General features: G+C 68.7%; 12 protein-coding genes. 8 read left to right on the top strand and 4 right to left on the bottom strand.

The genetic code is table 11. The annotated features are described in order from the left end of the window. Positions 1 to 8: 8 nt before the first annotated feature. The 4 genes from ACNI65_RS07080 to dnaE all read right to left on the bottom strand — a co-directional run bounded on the left by ACNI65_RS07080 (position 9) and on the right by dnaE (position 6,677). Positions 9 to 1,307 carry a patatin-like phospholipase family protein gene (locus ACNI65_RS07080; protein WP_416762048.1) on the bottom strand — a complete coding sequence of 433 codons (1,299 nt, stop codon included), beginning with the start codon at positions 1,305 to 1,307 and terminating at the stop codon, positions 9 to 11. 142 nt (positions 1,308 to 1,449) lie between these two features. Beyond that, positions 1,450 to 2,721 (bottom strand): type II toxin-antitoxin system HipA family toxin, encoded by a 1,272-nt coding sequence (locus tag ACNI65_RS07075; RefSeq protein WP_416762046.1) that lies wholly within the window; start codon positions 2,719 to 2,721, stop codon positions 1,450 to 1,452. Further along, positions 2,718 to 3,029, bottom strand: coding sequence for a helix-turn-helix domain-containing protein (locus tag ACNI65_RS07070; protein WP_416762045.1), 312 nt, complete (start codon positions 3,027 to 3,029; stop codon positions 2,718 to 2,720). Before ACNI65_RS07070 ends, ACNI65_RS07075 begins: the two co-directional genes overlap by 4 nt. Positions 3,030 to 3,110: 81 nt before the next feature. After that, positions 3,111 to 6,677: a DNA polymerase III subunit alpha gene (gene dnaE, locus ACNI65_RS07065; RefSeq protein WP_416762044.1), complete on the bottom strand. Its 3,567-nt coding sequence runs from the start codon at positions 6,675 to 6,677 to the stop codon at positions 3,111 to 3,113. Between the two features lie 71 nt (positions 6,678 to 6,748). Here dnaE and ACNI65_RS07060 point away from each other — a divergent pair, with 71 nt between their 5' ends. From ACNI65_RS07060 to ACNI65_RS07025, 8 genes are all read left to right on the top strand, one after another. Beyond that, positions 6,749 to 7,768, top strand: a complete 1,020-nt coding sequence (locus ACNI65_RS07060; protein ID WP_416762042.1) for a peptidylprolyl isomerase — start codon at positions 6,749 to 6,751, stop codon at positions 7,766 to 7,768. Positions 7,769 to 7,865: 97 nt separating this feature from the next. Continuing rightward, positions 7,866 to 8,657, top strand: a complete 792-nt coding sequence (locus tag ACNI65_RS07055; protein ID WP_416762041.1) for a sulfurtransferase — start codon at positions 7,866 to 7,868, stop codon at positions 8,655 to 8,657. Further along, positions 8,654 to 9,628 (top strand): alpha/beta fold hydrolase, encoded by a 975-nt coding sequence (locus ACNI65_RS07050; protein ID WP_416762039.1) that lies wholly within the window; start codon positions 8,654 to 8,656, stop codon positions 9,626 to 9,628. The genes ACNI65_RS07055 and ACNI65_RS07050 overlap by 4 nt, the downstream gene beginning before the upstream one ends. Positions 9,629 to 9,768: 140 nt before the next feature. Then, positions 9,769 to 10,572 (top strand): ABC transporter substrate-binding protein, encoded by an 804-nt coding sequence (locus tag ACNI65_RS07045; RefSeq protein ID WP_416762037.1) that lies wholly within the window; start codon positions 9,769 to 9,771, stop codon positions 10,570 to 10,572. 102 nt (positions 10,573 to 10,674) lie between these two features. After that, entirely contained in the window at positions 10,675 to 11,367 is a 693-nt protein-coding gene (locus ACNI65_RS07040; RefSeq protein WP_416762036.1) for an ABC transporter permease, read from the top strand. A gap of 5 nt (positions 11,368 to 11,372) precedes the next feature. Continuing rightward, entirely contained in the window at positions 11,373 to 12,059 is a 687-nt protein-coding gene (locus tag ACNI65_RS07035) for an ABC transporter permease (RefSeq protein WP_416762035.1), read from the top strand. 58 nt (positions 12,060 to 12,117) lie between these two features. Beyond that, positions 12,118 to 13,254, top strand: a complete 1,137-nt coding sequence (locus ACNI65_RS07030; RefSeq protein ID WP_416762034.1) for a succinylglutamate desuccinylase/aspartoacylase domain-containing protein — start codon at positions 12,118 to 12,120, stop codon at positions 13,252 to 13,254. Next, positions 13,254 to 14,024, top strand: a complete 771-nt coding sequence (locus ACNI65_RS07025) for an ABC transporter ATP-binding protein (RefSeq protein WP_416762033.1) — start codon at positions 13,254 to 13,256, stop codon at positions 14,022 to 14,024. Before ACNI65_RS07030 ends, ACNI65_RS07025 begins: the two co-directional genes overlap by 1 nt. The last annotated feature ends 143 nt before the right edge of the window (positions 14,025 to 14,167 follow it).

Below are 14,167 nucleotides of genomic sequence, written 5' to 3'. Positions count from 1 at the left end.
CGCCTGGATCAGGCGACCAGCCGCGGCGGTCCCGGCGGATTCGGCGGCATCTGCAGCGCGAAGCCGCCGGCGCGCTTGCGCATCATCGCGGGGTCGACCTGCGGCGCCTGGGCCGGCCAATCGAAGAACTTCTGGATCTCCGCCCGGCGCGCCAGCGTGTCGGCCATGCCCAGCGTGATCAGCTCGCTCGTGTATTCGGGCTCGAACAGCAGGTAGCTCACCAGCGTGGACCCGCTGGCCGTGGCGCCCTCGCCCGACACGCCCACGCTGCGCAGCAGCGCGCGGATCGCCGGCGGCAGCGCGCCCTGGTGCTCCGCGGCCAGCGTGTCCAGCGGGCGGCTGGGCGCGATCACCAGCGCCTCGATCGGCTTGAGCGGCGTGTTGCGCAGCGCCTCTTCGGGCAGCAGCGCCAGTGTGTTGTTGATGCGCTTGAGGCGCTCGATGTCCACGGCCAGCGCGTCCAGGAAGATGTTGGACAGCGCGTGACCGGCGATCTGCGCCAGGCTCGGGTGGCCGGTGGGCTGGGGGCCGTGCTGGCCCTCGCCGCCGGCCTCGTGCATGCGCCCGGCCCCGATGACCAGGACCTTCTCGGCGCCCAGGTGCACGGCGGGCGAGATCGGGGCGGTCTGGCGCATGGAGCCGTCGCCGAACCACTCGATCTCGCCGCCGAGCTCCAGCGGCTCGGCCGGGAAGATGAAGGGGATCGCGGACGACGCCACGAGGTGCTCGATCGAGATCCGCGGGATGCGCGTGGCGATGCGCTGGGTGCGGACCCAGGGCTCGCGCTGCTGGTGGGTCTGATAGAAGGTGACGTGGTGGCCCGAGGTGTAGCTGGAGCCGGTCACGGCGAGCGCGTCGAGGTGGCCCTGGGCGAGCATGTCGTCCAGGCGGTCGAGCTTGATCCAGCGGTCGAGCAGGCCGCGCAACGGCGTGTTGTCGAGCAGCGAGCGCGGGCGGGTGCGGCGCCAGCGGTTCAGCGCCCAGCCGAGCGAGACCATGCTGAGCCACTTGGCGCCGGTGCGGATGACGCCGAAGGAATCGGCGGCGTAGACCTGGTCGACGTGGATGTTCTGCCAGATGTACATCAGGCCGTCGACGGCGGAGCAGAAGTCGTCGGCCTGGCAGGCGAGCGTGGCGGCGTTGATGGCGCCGGCGGAGGTGCCGGAGATGACCTGGAAGGGGTTGTCGCCGGTGGTGCAGGCGTCGCGCCGGAGCTGGGCGATGGCCGCGAGCACACCGACCTGATAGGCCGCTCGGGCGCCCCCTCCGGTAAGGATCAGGCCAGTCTTGGGCTTGGCATCCTGCATGGGCGCCAGCTTACGCCTGCCATGCGAACGCGGTGTCCCGCGGAGACCCGTCAAATGGGGGATGCGGGTGTTGCCGTCGGGCGACGAGCCCGTCCACCTCGCCCCGTTTTCCTCCCCGTTTTCCGCCCCGTTCCGCCCCGGCTCAGCGCGGGCGCGCCCCTCGCCGGGTCGGGATGTCGGAGGGCGGCCTCGGCGTGTCCATCCAGGTCGGTGGCTGGAAAGGCAAGGCCTCTTCGGGATAACCGGCCTTCGCGACCTGCTGCGCCCACAGGTCCGGCGCGAGCCGGCGCGCCTGCGCGATGTACTCGCGCGCCTCCTCTTGCGGGTAGCCGTAGACCTCGCTCGCGTCGACGAGATTGAACTCTGCGCCCAGGGCCGCATGCGTCTTCGATCGGGAGATGTCCATCGACTGGTTGCCCGCGAACGCGATCCCGTAGGGCGCGATGTCGAACGCGGGCGACAGGGTCCAGGACGATCCGTCGAAGATGAAGCCGGTGTTGCGCGGATGATCGTCGCCGTTGCCCAGGACGGTGTTCATGACGATGCGACGGAACAGCTCGCGCGTGTCCTCGCGCCGCTGTGCCGGACTGGCGCGATTCCCCCACCGCTGCAGCTCATGGGCCAGGGCCACGTAGGACCGCTCGCGGCTGCCGCGCATCTGCTTGTCCAGGCCCAGCACCGTGTGCGCGCTGGCGTAGAGGCGGCGCGTCACGCCGCCGTCCGCGAGCACCTCGCGATCGAAACGGCGCACGAGGATGACCTCGCGATCCTCGACACGTCGGAACTCGGTCTGCGCGGTATGCACGCCCAAGGCCGCGGCGACCTGCATCGCCACGAACTCGCGCAGCGGCGAATGCGGCCGGTCTCCGCGATCCTGCAGCTTGGCCAGCCACTGCTGGCCCTCATGCAGCACCGTGAGCTTGGGACGCTCGCCGCCGGCGCTCGTGCCCACGAGGCCGTGAACCTCCCGGACCGCGTCACTGGCAGGACGGGAGTCCGGCACCTTCGCCAGGATGTCGAGCAGATCCGACGAGGCCGGGCACCGAAAGTCCTGCTTGTGCGCCACATCCTCGCAGACGGCGATGGCGCCGACGGCGTCCCCTTCCGAGGCCTCCAGGACCGCCAGATGGTCGTTGACGTCCAGCTTGCGCACGTTGGCGAGCAGGTCCAGTCCGTAGCCCTCCGGCTTGGCATCGCGGATCACGCCGAACAGCCCATCCTGCTTGACCTCCCGGATCGCGCGCGAACGCGAGGCCACCGGCAGGTGGACAGGATCGAGCGCGAGATCCCCGCGGTCGAGGTAGCCCTGCCGGTATTCGAAGATGCCGCGCGCGCCATCCAGCGTGAACACGCCGCACTCGGTCGGCGTGGTCTCACCGGGGAGCCAGACCCAGACCGGCTTGCTCGCGCTCATCGCGGGCCCCGTTTGGGTCGCACCGTCAACGGCACCGCGTCAGCCATCAGCTCCGACAGTTCCTTGTCTGACCCGAGTTGGGTGAAGGTGTCGAAAGTGCCCTCCAGCCCCAGGGCCCACAACACCATGAGGACCGATCCGATCTGCACGGTGGGCGTGCCCTTCTCGATCGCCAGCAAGGTGCTCATGCTGATGCCGGCCTTGGCGGCCAGGTCGGGCTGGGTGATGCGCCGCGCGCGGCGGGCGAGCGAGATCCGCTCGCCCAGGTCGCCCAGCGCGTCTTCGACAACGAAAGGGAGAATCTTCAAACTCTTCATACAACACGATTTATAGGCCATAAATCGTGCTGCAGCAACATTTAAAGATTCAAACCCAGTTTCCCCCGGGCGTCATCCCCCCTCGGAATACACGATCTCCGCCGGCTTCAGCTTCTCGAGCGCCTCATCGCTGGGCCAGAACTTGCCCGCGCCGCCCAGGCCCAGTTCGGCCGTGGCGCCCGCGCGCTTGATCGGGATGCGCAACTCCAGCCCCTGGCTCAGCACGCCCTGCTCCGTCTCCACCCGCTTGGCCGGCCAGCTCTGCACCAGCTCCAGCACCTGCGCCGCCGACAGGTTCGGCGCCGTGCGCAGATAGCGCCCGAATCGCGCCCGCGCCGCCGCCAGCCCGAACACCTGCTGCACGTTCATCCGCAGCCCACCCGAGAACCGGTCGTTCTGCACCTTGCCCACCGCGATGATCAGTTCGTCCTCCGCCAGCAACTCCTTGTTGGCGTTGAGCAGCTCCTCATTGGCCACCGCCTCGATCGCGTCCGTCTTGTCGTCGATCTTGAAGATCGCGACCCGGCCCCGCTGCCCGTTGATCACCCGCATGTCCGACACGATGCCCGTCACCGTCGTCGGCTCGCGGCTGTCCTGCAGGTCCACGATCCGGCGCTTGACCATCTTGCGCAGCTCCGTCTCGGCCTGGTCGAACAGGTGACCCGACAGGTAAAACCCGATCGCCGTCTTCTCCAGGCTCAGCCGCTCCTTGATGCCCCATTCGGGCACGTCGACGAAGTCCGGCTCAGCCGTCGACGAGCCATGCCCGCCGTCGAAGTCGAACAGGCCGCCCTGGTTGGCGTTCTGCGCCAGGTTGTCGGCGTAGGTGTAACCCAGCCCCACGCTGGCCAGCAGCCGCGCGCGATTCGGATGCAGCGCGTCGAACGCGCCGGCCTTCACCAGCGCCTCCACCACCCGCTTGTTGACCGCCTTGCGATCCACCCGCGCGCAGAAATCGAAGAAGCTCGTGAACGGACCGCCCTCGGTGCGCGCCCGCACGATCGCCTCGATCGCGCCCGCGCCGGTGCCCTTGATCGCGCCCAGGCTGTAGTTGATCTTGCGCGCGCGCGGCGTCATGCCCGGCTTGGGCGACTCCTTCGGTGCCGTCTTGTTCGTTCCCTCGTCCGCGCCCATCGGCTCGAACCGGCCCACGCCGATGTTGATGTTGGGCGGCTCGAACTCGATGCCGAACAGCTTGGCGTCATTCATGAGCACCTTGAGCTTGTCCGTGTCGTCGGATTCGATCGTCATGTTCGCGGCGAAGAACTCCGCCGTGAAATGCACCTTCAGCCAGCCCGTGTGATAGGCCAGCAGCGAGTACGCGGCCGCATGCGACTTGTTGAAGCCGTAACCCGCGAACTTCTCCATCAGGTCGAAGACCTCGTCGGCCTTGTTCTGATCGATGCCCTTCTCGGCCGCGCCCTTGCGGAACAGGTCGCGGTGCATGGCCATCTCTTCGGCCTTCTTCTTGCCCATCGCGCGACGCAGCATGTCCGCGCCGCCGAGCGAGTACCCGCCCAGCACCTGCGCGGTCTGCATCACCTGTTCCTGGTAGACCATGATCCCGTAGGTCTCCGACAGGACCGGCTCCACCAGCGGATGCGGGTACTCCACCACTTCCTTGCCGTGCTTGCGCGCGACGAAGCTGGGGATCAGGTCCATCGGGCCCGGCCGGTACAGCGCGTTCAGCGCGATCAGGTCCTCCAGCCGCGACGGCTTGGCGTCCTTCAGCATCCGCTGCATGCCGCTGGATTCAAACTGGAACACCGACTCGGTCAGCCCGTCGGAGAACAGCTTGTAGGTCCGCTTGTCGTCCAGCGGGATGGTCTCGAACGCGAAGTCCTTGTGCTCCGGATAGCGCGCGACGATGAAGTCCTTGGCCAGCTCCAGGATGGTCAGCGTCGCCAGGCCCAGGAAGTCGAACTTCACCAGGCCGATCGCCTCGACGTCGTCCTTGTCGTACTGGCTCACCGCGGAGGTCGAGCCCGGCTGCTGGTACTGCGGGCAGAAGTCGGTGATCTTGCCCGGCGCGATCAGCACGCCGCCGGCGTGCATGCCGATGGAGCGCACCATGCCCTCCACCCGCGCGGCCATCTCCAGCAGGCCCGCGACTTCCTCGTCCGATTGCTCGCGTTCCTCGATCTCGGGCGACTCGTGGCGCGCGTAGACCATCTTGGCCTTGTCCGGATCGAAGTCCGGCGGCAGCTTGGCCAGCGTCACCGTCTTGCCCGGGGGCGCCGGCACCAGCTTGGCGATCGAGTCCACGTGGCCGAAGCCCATGCCCAGCACCCGCCCGATGTCGCGCAGCGCGCCCTTGGCCGCCATCGTGCCGAAGGTCGCGATCTGGCTCACCGCCGGACGGCCGTACTTGTCCTTGACGTACTCGATGACCCGGTCGCGGTTGCCCTGGCAGAAGTCGATGTCGAAGTCAGGCATCGACACCCGTTCCGGGTTCAGGAAACGCTCGAACAGCAGGTTGTACTGGAGCGGGTCCAGGTCGGTGATCAGCAGCACGTACGCGACCAGCGAGCCCGCGCCCGATCCCCGGCCCGGGCCCACCGGGCAGCCGTTGTTCTTCGCCCAGCGGATGAAGTCACCCACGATGAGGAAGTAGCCGGGGAAGCCCATCTTGATGATGGTCGCGAGCTCGAACTCCAGCCGCTCGACGTAACGCGGCCGCGCCGCGTCGCGCTTGGCCGGGTCCGGGAACAGCAGCTGCAGCCGGTCCTCCAGGCCCTCGAACGAGAGCATGCGGAAGTACTGCTCCATCGGCATCGGCGTGCCGTCGGCCTGGATGGGCGTGGGGAAGTTGGGCAGCTGCGGCTTGCCCAGCACCAGCGACAGGCTGCAGCGCCGCGCGATCTCCACCGTGTTGGCGACCGCGCTGGGCAGGTCGGCGAAGAGCTTCTCCATCTGCGCCTGCGACTTGAAGTGCTGGCTCGGCAGGAAGCGCTTGATCCGCTTCGGATTGGCCAGCGTCTCGCCGTCGGCGATGCAGATGCGGGCCTCGTGCGCCTCGAAGTCGTCCTCTTCCAGGAACTGGATCGGGTGCGTGGCCACGACCGGCAGCCCCGCCTTGGCCGCCAGCGGCACCAGCTGGCGCAGCAGCGCTTCCTGGCCGGGCAGCCCCGCGCGCTGCAGCTCGATGTAGAAGCGGTTCGGGTAGATCGCGCCGAGGCGACGGGCCGTCTCCAGCGCGCGCGCCTCGTCGCCGGCGATCAGCGCCTGGCCCACCGGTCCGAACTGCATGCCGCCCAGGCAGATCAGCCCTTCGTGGAGCTCCTGCATCCATTCCAGCTTCAGCAGCGCCTGGTTGCGCTGCACGTTCTGGATCCAGGCCCGCGACAGCAGCTCGCTCAGGTTCAGGTAGCCCTGGAAGTTCTGCACCAGCAGCAGCACGCGGCCGGGCGGCTTGTCGGCGGCCTCGGGTTCCAGCCAGACATCGGCGCCCAGGATGGGCTTGACGCCCTTCTTGCGGCAGGCGTTGTAGAACTTCACCCCGCCGAACATGTTCGCCAGGTCCGTCAGGCCCAGGGCGACCTGCCCGTCCTTGGCGGCCGCCTGGGCGACGTCATCGATGCGCACGGTGCCATCGACGACAGAGAACTCGGTGTGGAGACGAAGGTGAACGAAAGCCATCCGGCGATTGTAAGAAGGCTATGCTCGCCCCCCATCGAACACTCTCGCGGACCGCCCGCAGGACGATGCGCATGACCATGAAGATCCCCTTCCGCGCTCCGGCGCTGGCCGCCCTCGCCCTGTGCGCCCCGCTGCTCGCGCTGGCCGCCGACGCCAAGGCGCCCAAACAGCCGTCCCAGCCCCCCCAGCCGCCGCGCAGTTCCGCCGACATCCTCGCCACCGCGCCCGCGGCCGTGTGGCGCGAAGTCGACCCGGACAACCTGCTCGTGATGACGCTGCCGCAGGGTCAGGTCTTCATCGAGCTCGCCCCGCGCTTCGCCCCCGCCCACGTGGACAACATCCGCGCGCTGGCCCGCGGCGGGTATTACGACGGGCTGGCGATCGTGCGGGTCCAGGACAACTTCGTCACCCAATGGGGCGACCCCAACGCGGACGACGAGGACGCCGGCATCAAGGGCAAGGCCAAGCCCTTCCCCGCCGGCGCGAAATCGAAGATCCCGGCCGAGTTTTCCATCCCCCTCAAGGGCGTGCCGATGACGGTGCTGCCCGACGTCGACGGCTGGGCGCCGCGCGTGGGCCAGGTCGACGGCTTCCCCGCCGCGGCCGATCCGAAGAAGGGCACGTCCTGGATGGCGCACTGCTACGGCACGGTGGGCGCAGGGCGCGGCAACGCGGTGGATTCCAGCACCGGCGCGGAGCTCTACGCCGTGATCGGCAACGCGCCGCGCGGGCTGGACCTGAACATCACCGTCGTGGGCCGCGTGCTCAAGGGCATGGAGCACCTGTCGGCGCTGCCGCGCGGCGGCGCGGCGATGGGCTTCTACGACAAGCCCGAGCAGAAGCTGGGCATCGAGCGCGTGGCGCTGGCCTCAGCGCTGCCAGCCGAGCAGCGGCCCGCGCTGCAGGTGCTGCGCACCGACACGCCGACCTGGCAGGAACTGCTCAACGCGCGCCGCAACCGCGGCGGCTGGTTCGTCCACAGCCCCGGCTACACCGACCTGTGCAGCGCCGCCGTGCCGGTGCGCGTCAAGCCCAGCCCCGGGCCGGACGTGAAGCTCAACGAGCCGAAGTCGCCCGAGACGCGGCGCTGAAGTCAGGTCCACCACGCCACGAGCTTCACCGGGGCGCCAGCCGCCCTACAATCGCGCGTTTTGCTGATCCTGCGTGGCGCGATGCCGCCACACCGGCATGAACGCTGCTGTCCCGCCTGATTCCCTGCCCGTCCTGAACATCTCCTGCTACCTGTTCGTCGCGATCGACGCGCCGGACACGCTGCGGGAGACGCTCCACGAGCGCGCGCAGGCGCTGGGCCTCAAGGGCACGGTGCTGATCGCCGAGGAAGGCATCAACCTGTTCCTGGCCGGCCCCGCCGAGGCGGTGAACGCGTGGGTCGGCGCGCTGCGCCAGGACCGCCGTTTCGCGTCGCTCGCGCCCAAGGAAAGCTGGAGCGACGAGGTCCCGTTCCGCAAGCTGCTGGTCAAGGTCAAGCCGGAGATCATCCGGATGAACCACCCCACGATCCGCCCCGACCAGGCGCCGCGCGCGCCCGCGCTGCCCGCAGCGACGCTGCGCCGTTGGCTGGACCAGGGCCATGACGACGAGGGCCGCCCGGTCGTCACGCTGGACACGCGCAACGCCTTCGAGGTCGACGTCGGCGCCTTCGACGGCGCCATCGACTGGCGCATCGACAAGTTCAGCGAATTCCCCGGCGCGGTCCAGGCCCATCGCCAGGAACTCGCCGGCAAGACCGTCGTGAGCTACTGCACCGGCGGCATCCGCTGCGAGAAGGCCGCGCTCTACCTGGAGCAGGACGCCCTCGCCCACGGCGTGGACGCGAAGGTCTACCAGCTCGAGGGCGGCATCCTGAAGTACTTCGAGGAAGTCGGCGGCGCGCATTACCACGGCGACTGCTTCGTCTTCGACGAGCGCCGCGCCGTCGACCCCGCGCTCGCGGCCTCACCCGATTCCGTCATCGAATGAGCGACCGCCCGACCCTCGGCGCCCGGCTGATGAAGCTGCTCGGGTTCGCCGTGCTGGCGACGGCGCTGCTGGCGATGGCCTTCCGCGCGCCGGACCGGCCGATGGAGAGCCTCGTGGCGCGCTGGGCGCCGCCGCCCTCGGACTTCATGGAGCTCAAGCTGCCCGGCGGCCAGGTGCAGCTCGTGCACTTCCGCGACGAGGGTCCGCGCTCCGATACCACGCCCATCGTGCTGCTGCACGGCACCGCCGCGAGCCTGCACACCTGGGAGGGCTGGGTGAAGTCGCTCAGTGCGACGCGCCGCGTGATCACGCTGGACCTGCCGGGCTTCGGTCTCACCGGGCCCTCGGTGCTCGGCGACTACAGCGACGAGAGCTATGACCGCTTCCTCGCCGCTTTTTTCCAGCAGCTGCAATTGGGCCGCATGGTGCTGGGCGGCAACTCGCTGGGCGGCGGCTTGGCCTGGCAATACGCGGCCCGCCATCCGGAGCAGGTCGCGGCGCTGGTGCTGGTCGACGCCAGCGGGTTGGACGTGCGCAGCGAGGCCGTCCCGGACGGCTTCCGCATCCCGGACTCGCGCGTGCTGCACTGGCTGGCCGGCATCTTCCTGCCGCGGCCGCTGGTGGACCGCAGCGTGCGCGAGGTCTACGGCGATCCATCCAAGGTCAACGCCGCGCTGGTGGACCGCTACTTCGAATTGACGCTGCGCGAGGGCAACCGTGAGGCATTGGCGCAACGCCTGGCACAACGCGCGCCCGGCAAGTACGCCCATCTGCTGCCCCAGATCCAGGCACCGACGCTGATCCTGTGGGGCGGGAAGGACCGTCTGATCCCGCCCGTGGCGGCCAAGCGCTTCCATGAGGCGCTGGCGCACAGCCAGGTGCAGGTCTTCCCCGGATCAGGGCATGTCCCCCAGGAGGAGGACCCGGCGTCCACCGTCCAGGCTGTTCACACGTTCTTGCACTCTCCTTAACCCTGATGGCCGCCCCACGTGCGGCATTGCAACAATCCCCCCATTCCGGACCGGCCTCCCTCACACGGCGGACCCGTACCGCCCCCAGGCCGGAACCGGATGTCCATTCCACGATTCCTGCTCAATCACAAGGAGCCTTCATGCAACGACGACAACTGATCGCCCGCGCCGCCCTGACGGCCTGCGCCCTGCTGGCCACCGCCGGTGCCGCGCACGCCCAGGCCCCTGACTGGAAGAAGATCCGCATCGGCGTCGAGGGCGCCTACCCTCCCTTCTCCGAAGTCGGCGCGGACGGCAAGCTCAAGGGCTTCGAGATCGACCTGGCCTACGCGCTGTGCGCCGAGATGAAGGCCGAGTGCACGCTGGTGCAGCAGGACTTCGACGGCCTGATCCCCGCGCTGCAGGCGCGCAAGGTCGACGCGATCATCGCCTCGGTCTCCATCACCGACGAGCGCAAGAAGGTCATCGCCTTCTCCAACCCGTACTACAACACCCCGGCCCGCTTCACCGCCAAGGCCGACGCCAAGTTCGACTTCTCGCCCGCCGGCCTGAAGGGCAAGAAGATCGGCGTGCAGCGCGCGACCATCCATGAGAAGTTCGCCGCCGACACGTTCAAGCAGAGCGAGATCGTCCGCTACGCCACGCAGGACCAGGCCTTCCTGGACCTGAAGTCGGGCCGCGTGGACCTGACGCTGGCCGACCTGGTCGCCGCCGACGTCGGCTTCCTGAAGACGCCCGCGGGCAAGGGCTACGCCTTCGTCGGCCCGAGCTACGACGACGTGAAGTACTTCGGCGTCGGCTCCGGCGTGGGCCTGCGCAAGGCGGACGAGAAGGTGCTGGGCAAGAAGTTCAACGACGCGATCGCCGCGGTCAAGGCCAACGGCACCTTCAAGAAGCTCAACGACAAGTACTTCGAGTACGACATCTCGGGCAAGACCAAGTAAGACGCGCGCAGGCTTCGGCCTCCCGCGCGCACGAGGACCCGGCCGCGCGCCGGGTCCTTGTCCGATGTCCCTTTTCCCTGAGATCGATCGAGACCCCGTCCCATGAACCTGCACGGTTATCTGCCCAGCCTGCTCGAGGGCGCCGTCCTGACCCTGGGCGTGGCCCTGAGCTCGATGGCGCTGGCCATGGTGCTGGGGCTGATCGGCGCGATGGCCAAGCTGTCGAAGTACCGCGTCGCCAAGGGCCTCGCCACCGTCTACACCACGCTGATCCGCGGCGTGCCCGACCTGGTGCTGATGCTGCTGATCTTCTTCGGCGGACAGGTCGCGGTGAACGCGATCGCGCTGCAGCTGGGGCATGACGACTACATCGACATCAACCCGTTCGTGGCCGGCGTGGCGACGATCGCGTTCATCTTCGGCGCCTACCTGACCGAGGCCTTCCGCGGCGCCTTCCTGGCCGTGCCGCCCGGGCAGCGCGAGGCCGGCCTGGCCTTCGGCATGAGCCCCGCGCAGGTCGCGTGGCGCATCACCTTCCCGCAGATGTTCCGGCACGCGCTGCCGGGTCTGTCCAACAACTGGCTGGTGCTGATCAAGAGCACCGCCATCGTGTCCGTCATCGGTCTGCACGACCTCATGATGCGCGGCTCGCAGGCCGCCGCCGGCACGCGCGAGCCCTTCGTCTTCTACCTGGCCGTGGCGATCATCTACCTCGTCTTCACCTCGGTCTCGGAGCTCGTCTTCGACCAGCTGCAGAAGCGCCTGTCCACGGGCGTGCGTCGCCATTCGCTGTGAGCCTCATGAACCTGGACGCCATCCTCGAGAACTTCCCGCGCTACCTCGACGGCGCGGTCATCACGCTGGAGCTGCTCGCCGTGTCGCTGGCGATCGGCCTGGCCCTGGCCATTCCGCTGGCGGTGATGCGCACGCTGCCGATCAAGTGGCTGTCGCGCACCGTCTGGGTCTACACCTACGTGTTCCGCGGCACGCCGATGCTGGTGCAGCTCTTCCTGATCTATTACGGGCTGGGCCAGTTCGAATGGATGCAGCAGAGCGCGCTGTGGCCGCTGTTCAGCTCGGCGTGGTTCTGCGCCTGCCTGACCTTCGTGCTCAACACCGCCGCGTACACGACGGAGATCATCGCGGGCTCGATCCGCTCGCTGCCGCACGGCGAGATCGAGGCCGCCAAGTCGCTGGGCATGAGCCGCGCGGTGATGCTGCGCCGCATCGTGCTGCCGCACGCGCTGCGCCGCGCGCTGCCGGCCTACAGCAACGAGGTCATCTTCATGCTGCACGGCACCGCGCTGGCCAGCGTGGTCACGATCATGGACGTCACCGGCATCGCCCGCGACATCAACGCCACCTACTACATCCCGTTCGAGGCCTTCATCACGGCCGCGATCTTCTACTTCATCATGACGCTGACGCTGGTGGGACTCTTCCATCAAGCCGAGAAGCGGTGGCTCAAGCCGTTGATGCCCCGCTGATGCCGCGTCGATGCCCCGTTGATGCCGCGGTCATGCCGCGCTGAACCCACACGCTCCCATGCAACTCCGACAACACCCGCTCCCGAGCCCGACCCCGGGCACGCAGCGCGAGCTGGTCTCGCTGCACTACGGCCAGCCCGGCCAAGGGCAGAAGGTCTACATCCAGGCCTCGCTGCACGCCGACGAGCTGCCCGGCATGCTGACCGCCTGGCACCTGCGCCGACAGCTCGACGCGCTGGAGGCCGCGGGCCGTCTGCGCGGCGAGGTCGTGCTGGTGCCCATGGCCAACCCGATCGGGCTGTCGCAGTGGTGGCTGCAATCGCACCTGGGCCGATTTGAAGGCCTGTCAGGCGAGAACTTCAACCGCCACTACCCCGAGCACATCGAGGCCGCCGCCCGCCATGCCGAATCGCGCCTGGGCGACGATCCGGCGCAGAACGTGGCCGTGCTGCGCGCCGCGCTGAAGACCGAGATCCAGGCCTCGCCCGCGGACACCGAGCTCAAGGCGCTGCGCAAGACGCTGATGCTGCTGGCCTGCGACGCCGACGTCGTGCTGGACCTGCACTGCGACGCGCAGGCGCTGATGCACCTCTACACCGAGACGCCGTGCTGGCCGCAGTGCGAGCCGCTGGCCGCCTACCTCGGCGCGGCGGTGACGCTGCTGGCCACGGACTCCGGCGACAACCCGTTCGATGAGGCCTGCTCGCAGGTCTGGTGGAAATGGGCGCGCCACTTCGGCGACCGCTTCCCCATCCCGCAGGCGACGCTGTCGGTGACGGTGGAGCTGCGCGGCCAGCAGGACGTGAGCCATGAGCTCGCCGGCAAGGATGCGCAGGCCATCGTGGACTTCCTGATGCATCGCGGCGTGATCGCACCCGAGACCGCTGAGGGCAAGGCGCCGCCGGTGCCCGCGCCGGTCGGCGACGCGCGTCCGCTGGCGGGCTCGATGCCGATCCCGTCGCCGGTGGGCGGCGTGCTGACCTTCCTGCGCGAGGTCGGCGAGACCGTGAAGGCCGGCGACGTGATCGCCCAGGTCATCGATCCGATCACCGCGCAGGTGACCGATCTGAAGAGCCCGGTGGACGGGCTCCTGTTCGCACGCGACACGCTGCGCCTGGTCACGGCCGGCGCGCGGGTGGCGAAAGTCGCGGGTCGCGAATCGACCCGCACCGGAAAACTGTTGGGAGCCCGTTGATGTCCGCGGCCAGTCTTGTTGTCGACAACCTCCACAAGCGCTACGGCGACCGTGAGGTGCTCAAGGGCGTGAGCCTTGCCGCCAAGCCGGGGGACGTGATCACGCTGATCGGCTCCAGCGGCTCGGGCAAGAGCACCTTCCTGCGCTGCCTCAACCTGCTGGAGCAGCCCTATGAGGGCACGCTCAAGCTGGGCACGGAGGAGCTCAAGCTGGTCCGCGACCGCGACGGCAGCCTCAAGTCCGCCGACGCGGCCCAGCTGCAGCGCTGGCGCGCGCGGCTGGCCATGGTGTTCCAGAACTTCAACCTGTGGGGCCACCGCACGGTGCTGGAGAACGTCATCGAGGCGCCGGTGCATGTGCTCAAGCAGTCCCGGGCCGAGGCGATCGAGAAGGCCGAGGCGCTGCTGGCGCGCGTGGGCGTGTCGCACCGCAAGGACGTCTATCCGGCGCAGCTCTCCGGCGGCGAGCAGCAGCGCGTGGCCATCGCCCGCGCGCTGGCGGTGGAGCCCGAGGTCATGCTCTTCGACGAACCGACCTCGGCGCTGGATCCGGAGCTGGTCGGCGAGGTGCTCAAGGTGATGCGCGACCTCGCGGCGGAAGGCCGCACGATGATCGTCGTCACGCACGAGATGGGTTTCGCGCGCGAGGTGTCCTCGCACACGATGTTCCTGCACCAGGGCCGCGTCGAGGAACAGGGCCACCCGCGCGAAGTCCTGAGCACCCCGAAGAGCGAGCGCCTGAAGGCCTTCCTCAGCGGCGGCCTGAAGTAATCACGGCCCCTGCCGCGTCCCTGGCATCCCGGCGACGGCAGCGCCGTCGCGCGCTGCTGCCAACGCGTGTCACCAATGACCGCGTGATGACCGCGATGGCAATGGATGACAGTTGAATACTGTACATCCATCCAGTATTCTGA

The organism is Roseateles sp. So40a, from assembly GCF_048081605.1.
In the GTDB taxonomy this organism is placed as follows: domain Bacteria; phylum Pseudomonadota; class Gammaproteobacteria; order Burkholderiales; family Burkholderiaceae_C; genus Roseateles.
Note: the sequence above shows the minus strand (reverse complement) of the source record. Positions and strands in the feature narration are given on the sequence as shown.

Bases quoted from the DNA above. Each gene is read 5' to 3' on its own strand.
- ACNI65_RS07080 (WP_416762048.1), bottom strand. From the start codon at position 1,307: ATGCAGGATGCCAAGCCCAAGACTGGCCTGATCCTTACCGGAGGGGGC.
- ACNI65_RS07075 (WP_416762046.1), bottom strand. From the start codon at position 2,721: ATGAGCGCGAGCAAGCCGGTCTGGGTCTGGCTCCCCGGTGAGACCACG.
- dnaE (WP_416762044.1), bottom strand. From the start codon at position 6,677: ATGGCTTTCGTTCACCTTCGTCTCCACACCGAGTTCTCTGTCGTCGAT.
- ACNI65_RS07060 (WP_416762042.1), top strand. From the start codon at position 6,749: ATGACCATGAAGATCCCCTTCCGCGCTCCGGCGCTGGCCGCCCTCGCC.
- ACNI65_RS07055 (WP_416762041.1), top strand. From the start codon at position 7,866: ATGAACGCTGCTGTCCCGCCTGATTCCCTGCCCGTCCTGAACATCTCC.
- ACNI65_RS07050 (WP_416762039.1), top strand. From the start codon at position 8,654: ATGAGCGACCGCCCGACCCTCGGCGCCCGGCTGATGAAGCTGCTCGGG.
- ACNI65_RS07045 (WP_416762037.1), top strand. From the start codon at position 9,769: ATGCAACGACGACAACTGATCGCCCGCGCCGCCCTGACGGCCTGCGCC.
- ACNI65_RS07040 (WP_416762036.1), top strand. From the start codon at position 10,675: ATGAACCTGCACGGTTATCTGCCCAGCCTGCTCGAGGGCGCCGTCCTG.
- ACNI65_RS07035 (WP_416762035.1), top strand. From the start codon at position 11,373: ATGAACCTGGACGCCATCCTCGAGAACTTCCCGCGCTACCTCGACGGC.
- ACNI65_RS07030 (WP_416762034.1), top strand. From the start codon at position 12,118: ATGCAACTCCGACAACACCCGCTCCCGAGCCCGACCCCGGGCACGCAG.
- ACNI65_RS07025 (WP_416762033.1), top strand. From the start codon at position 13,254: ATGTCCGCGGCCAGTCTTGTTGTCGACAACCTCCACAAGCGCTACGGC.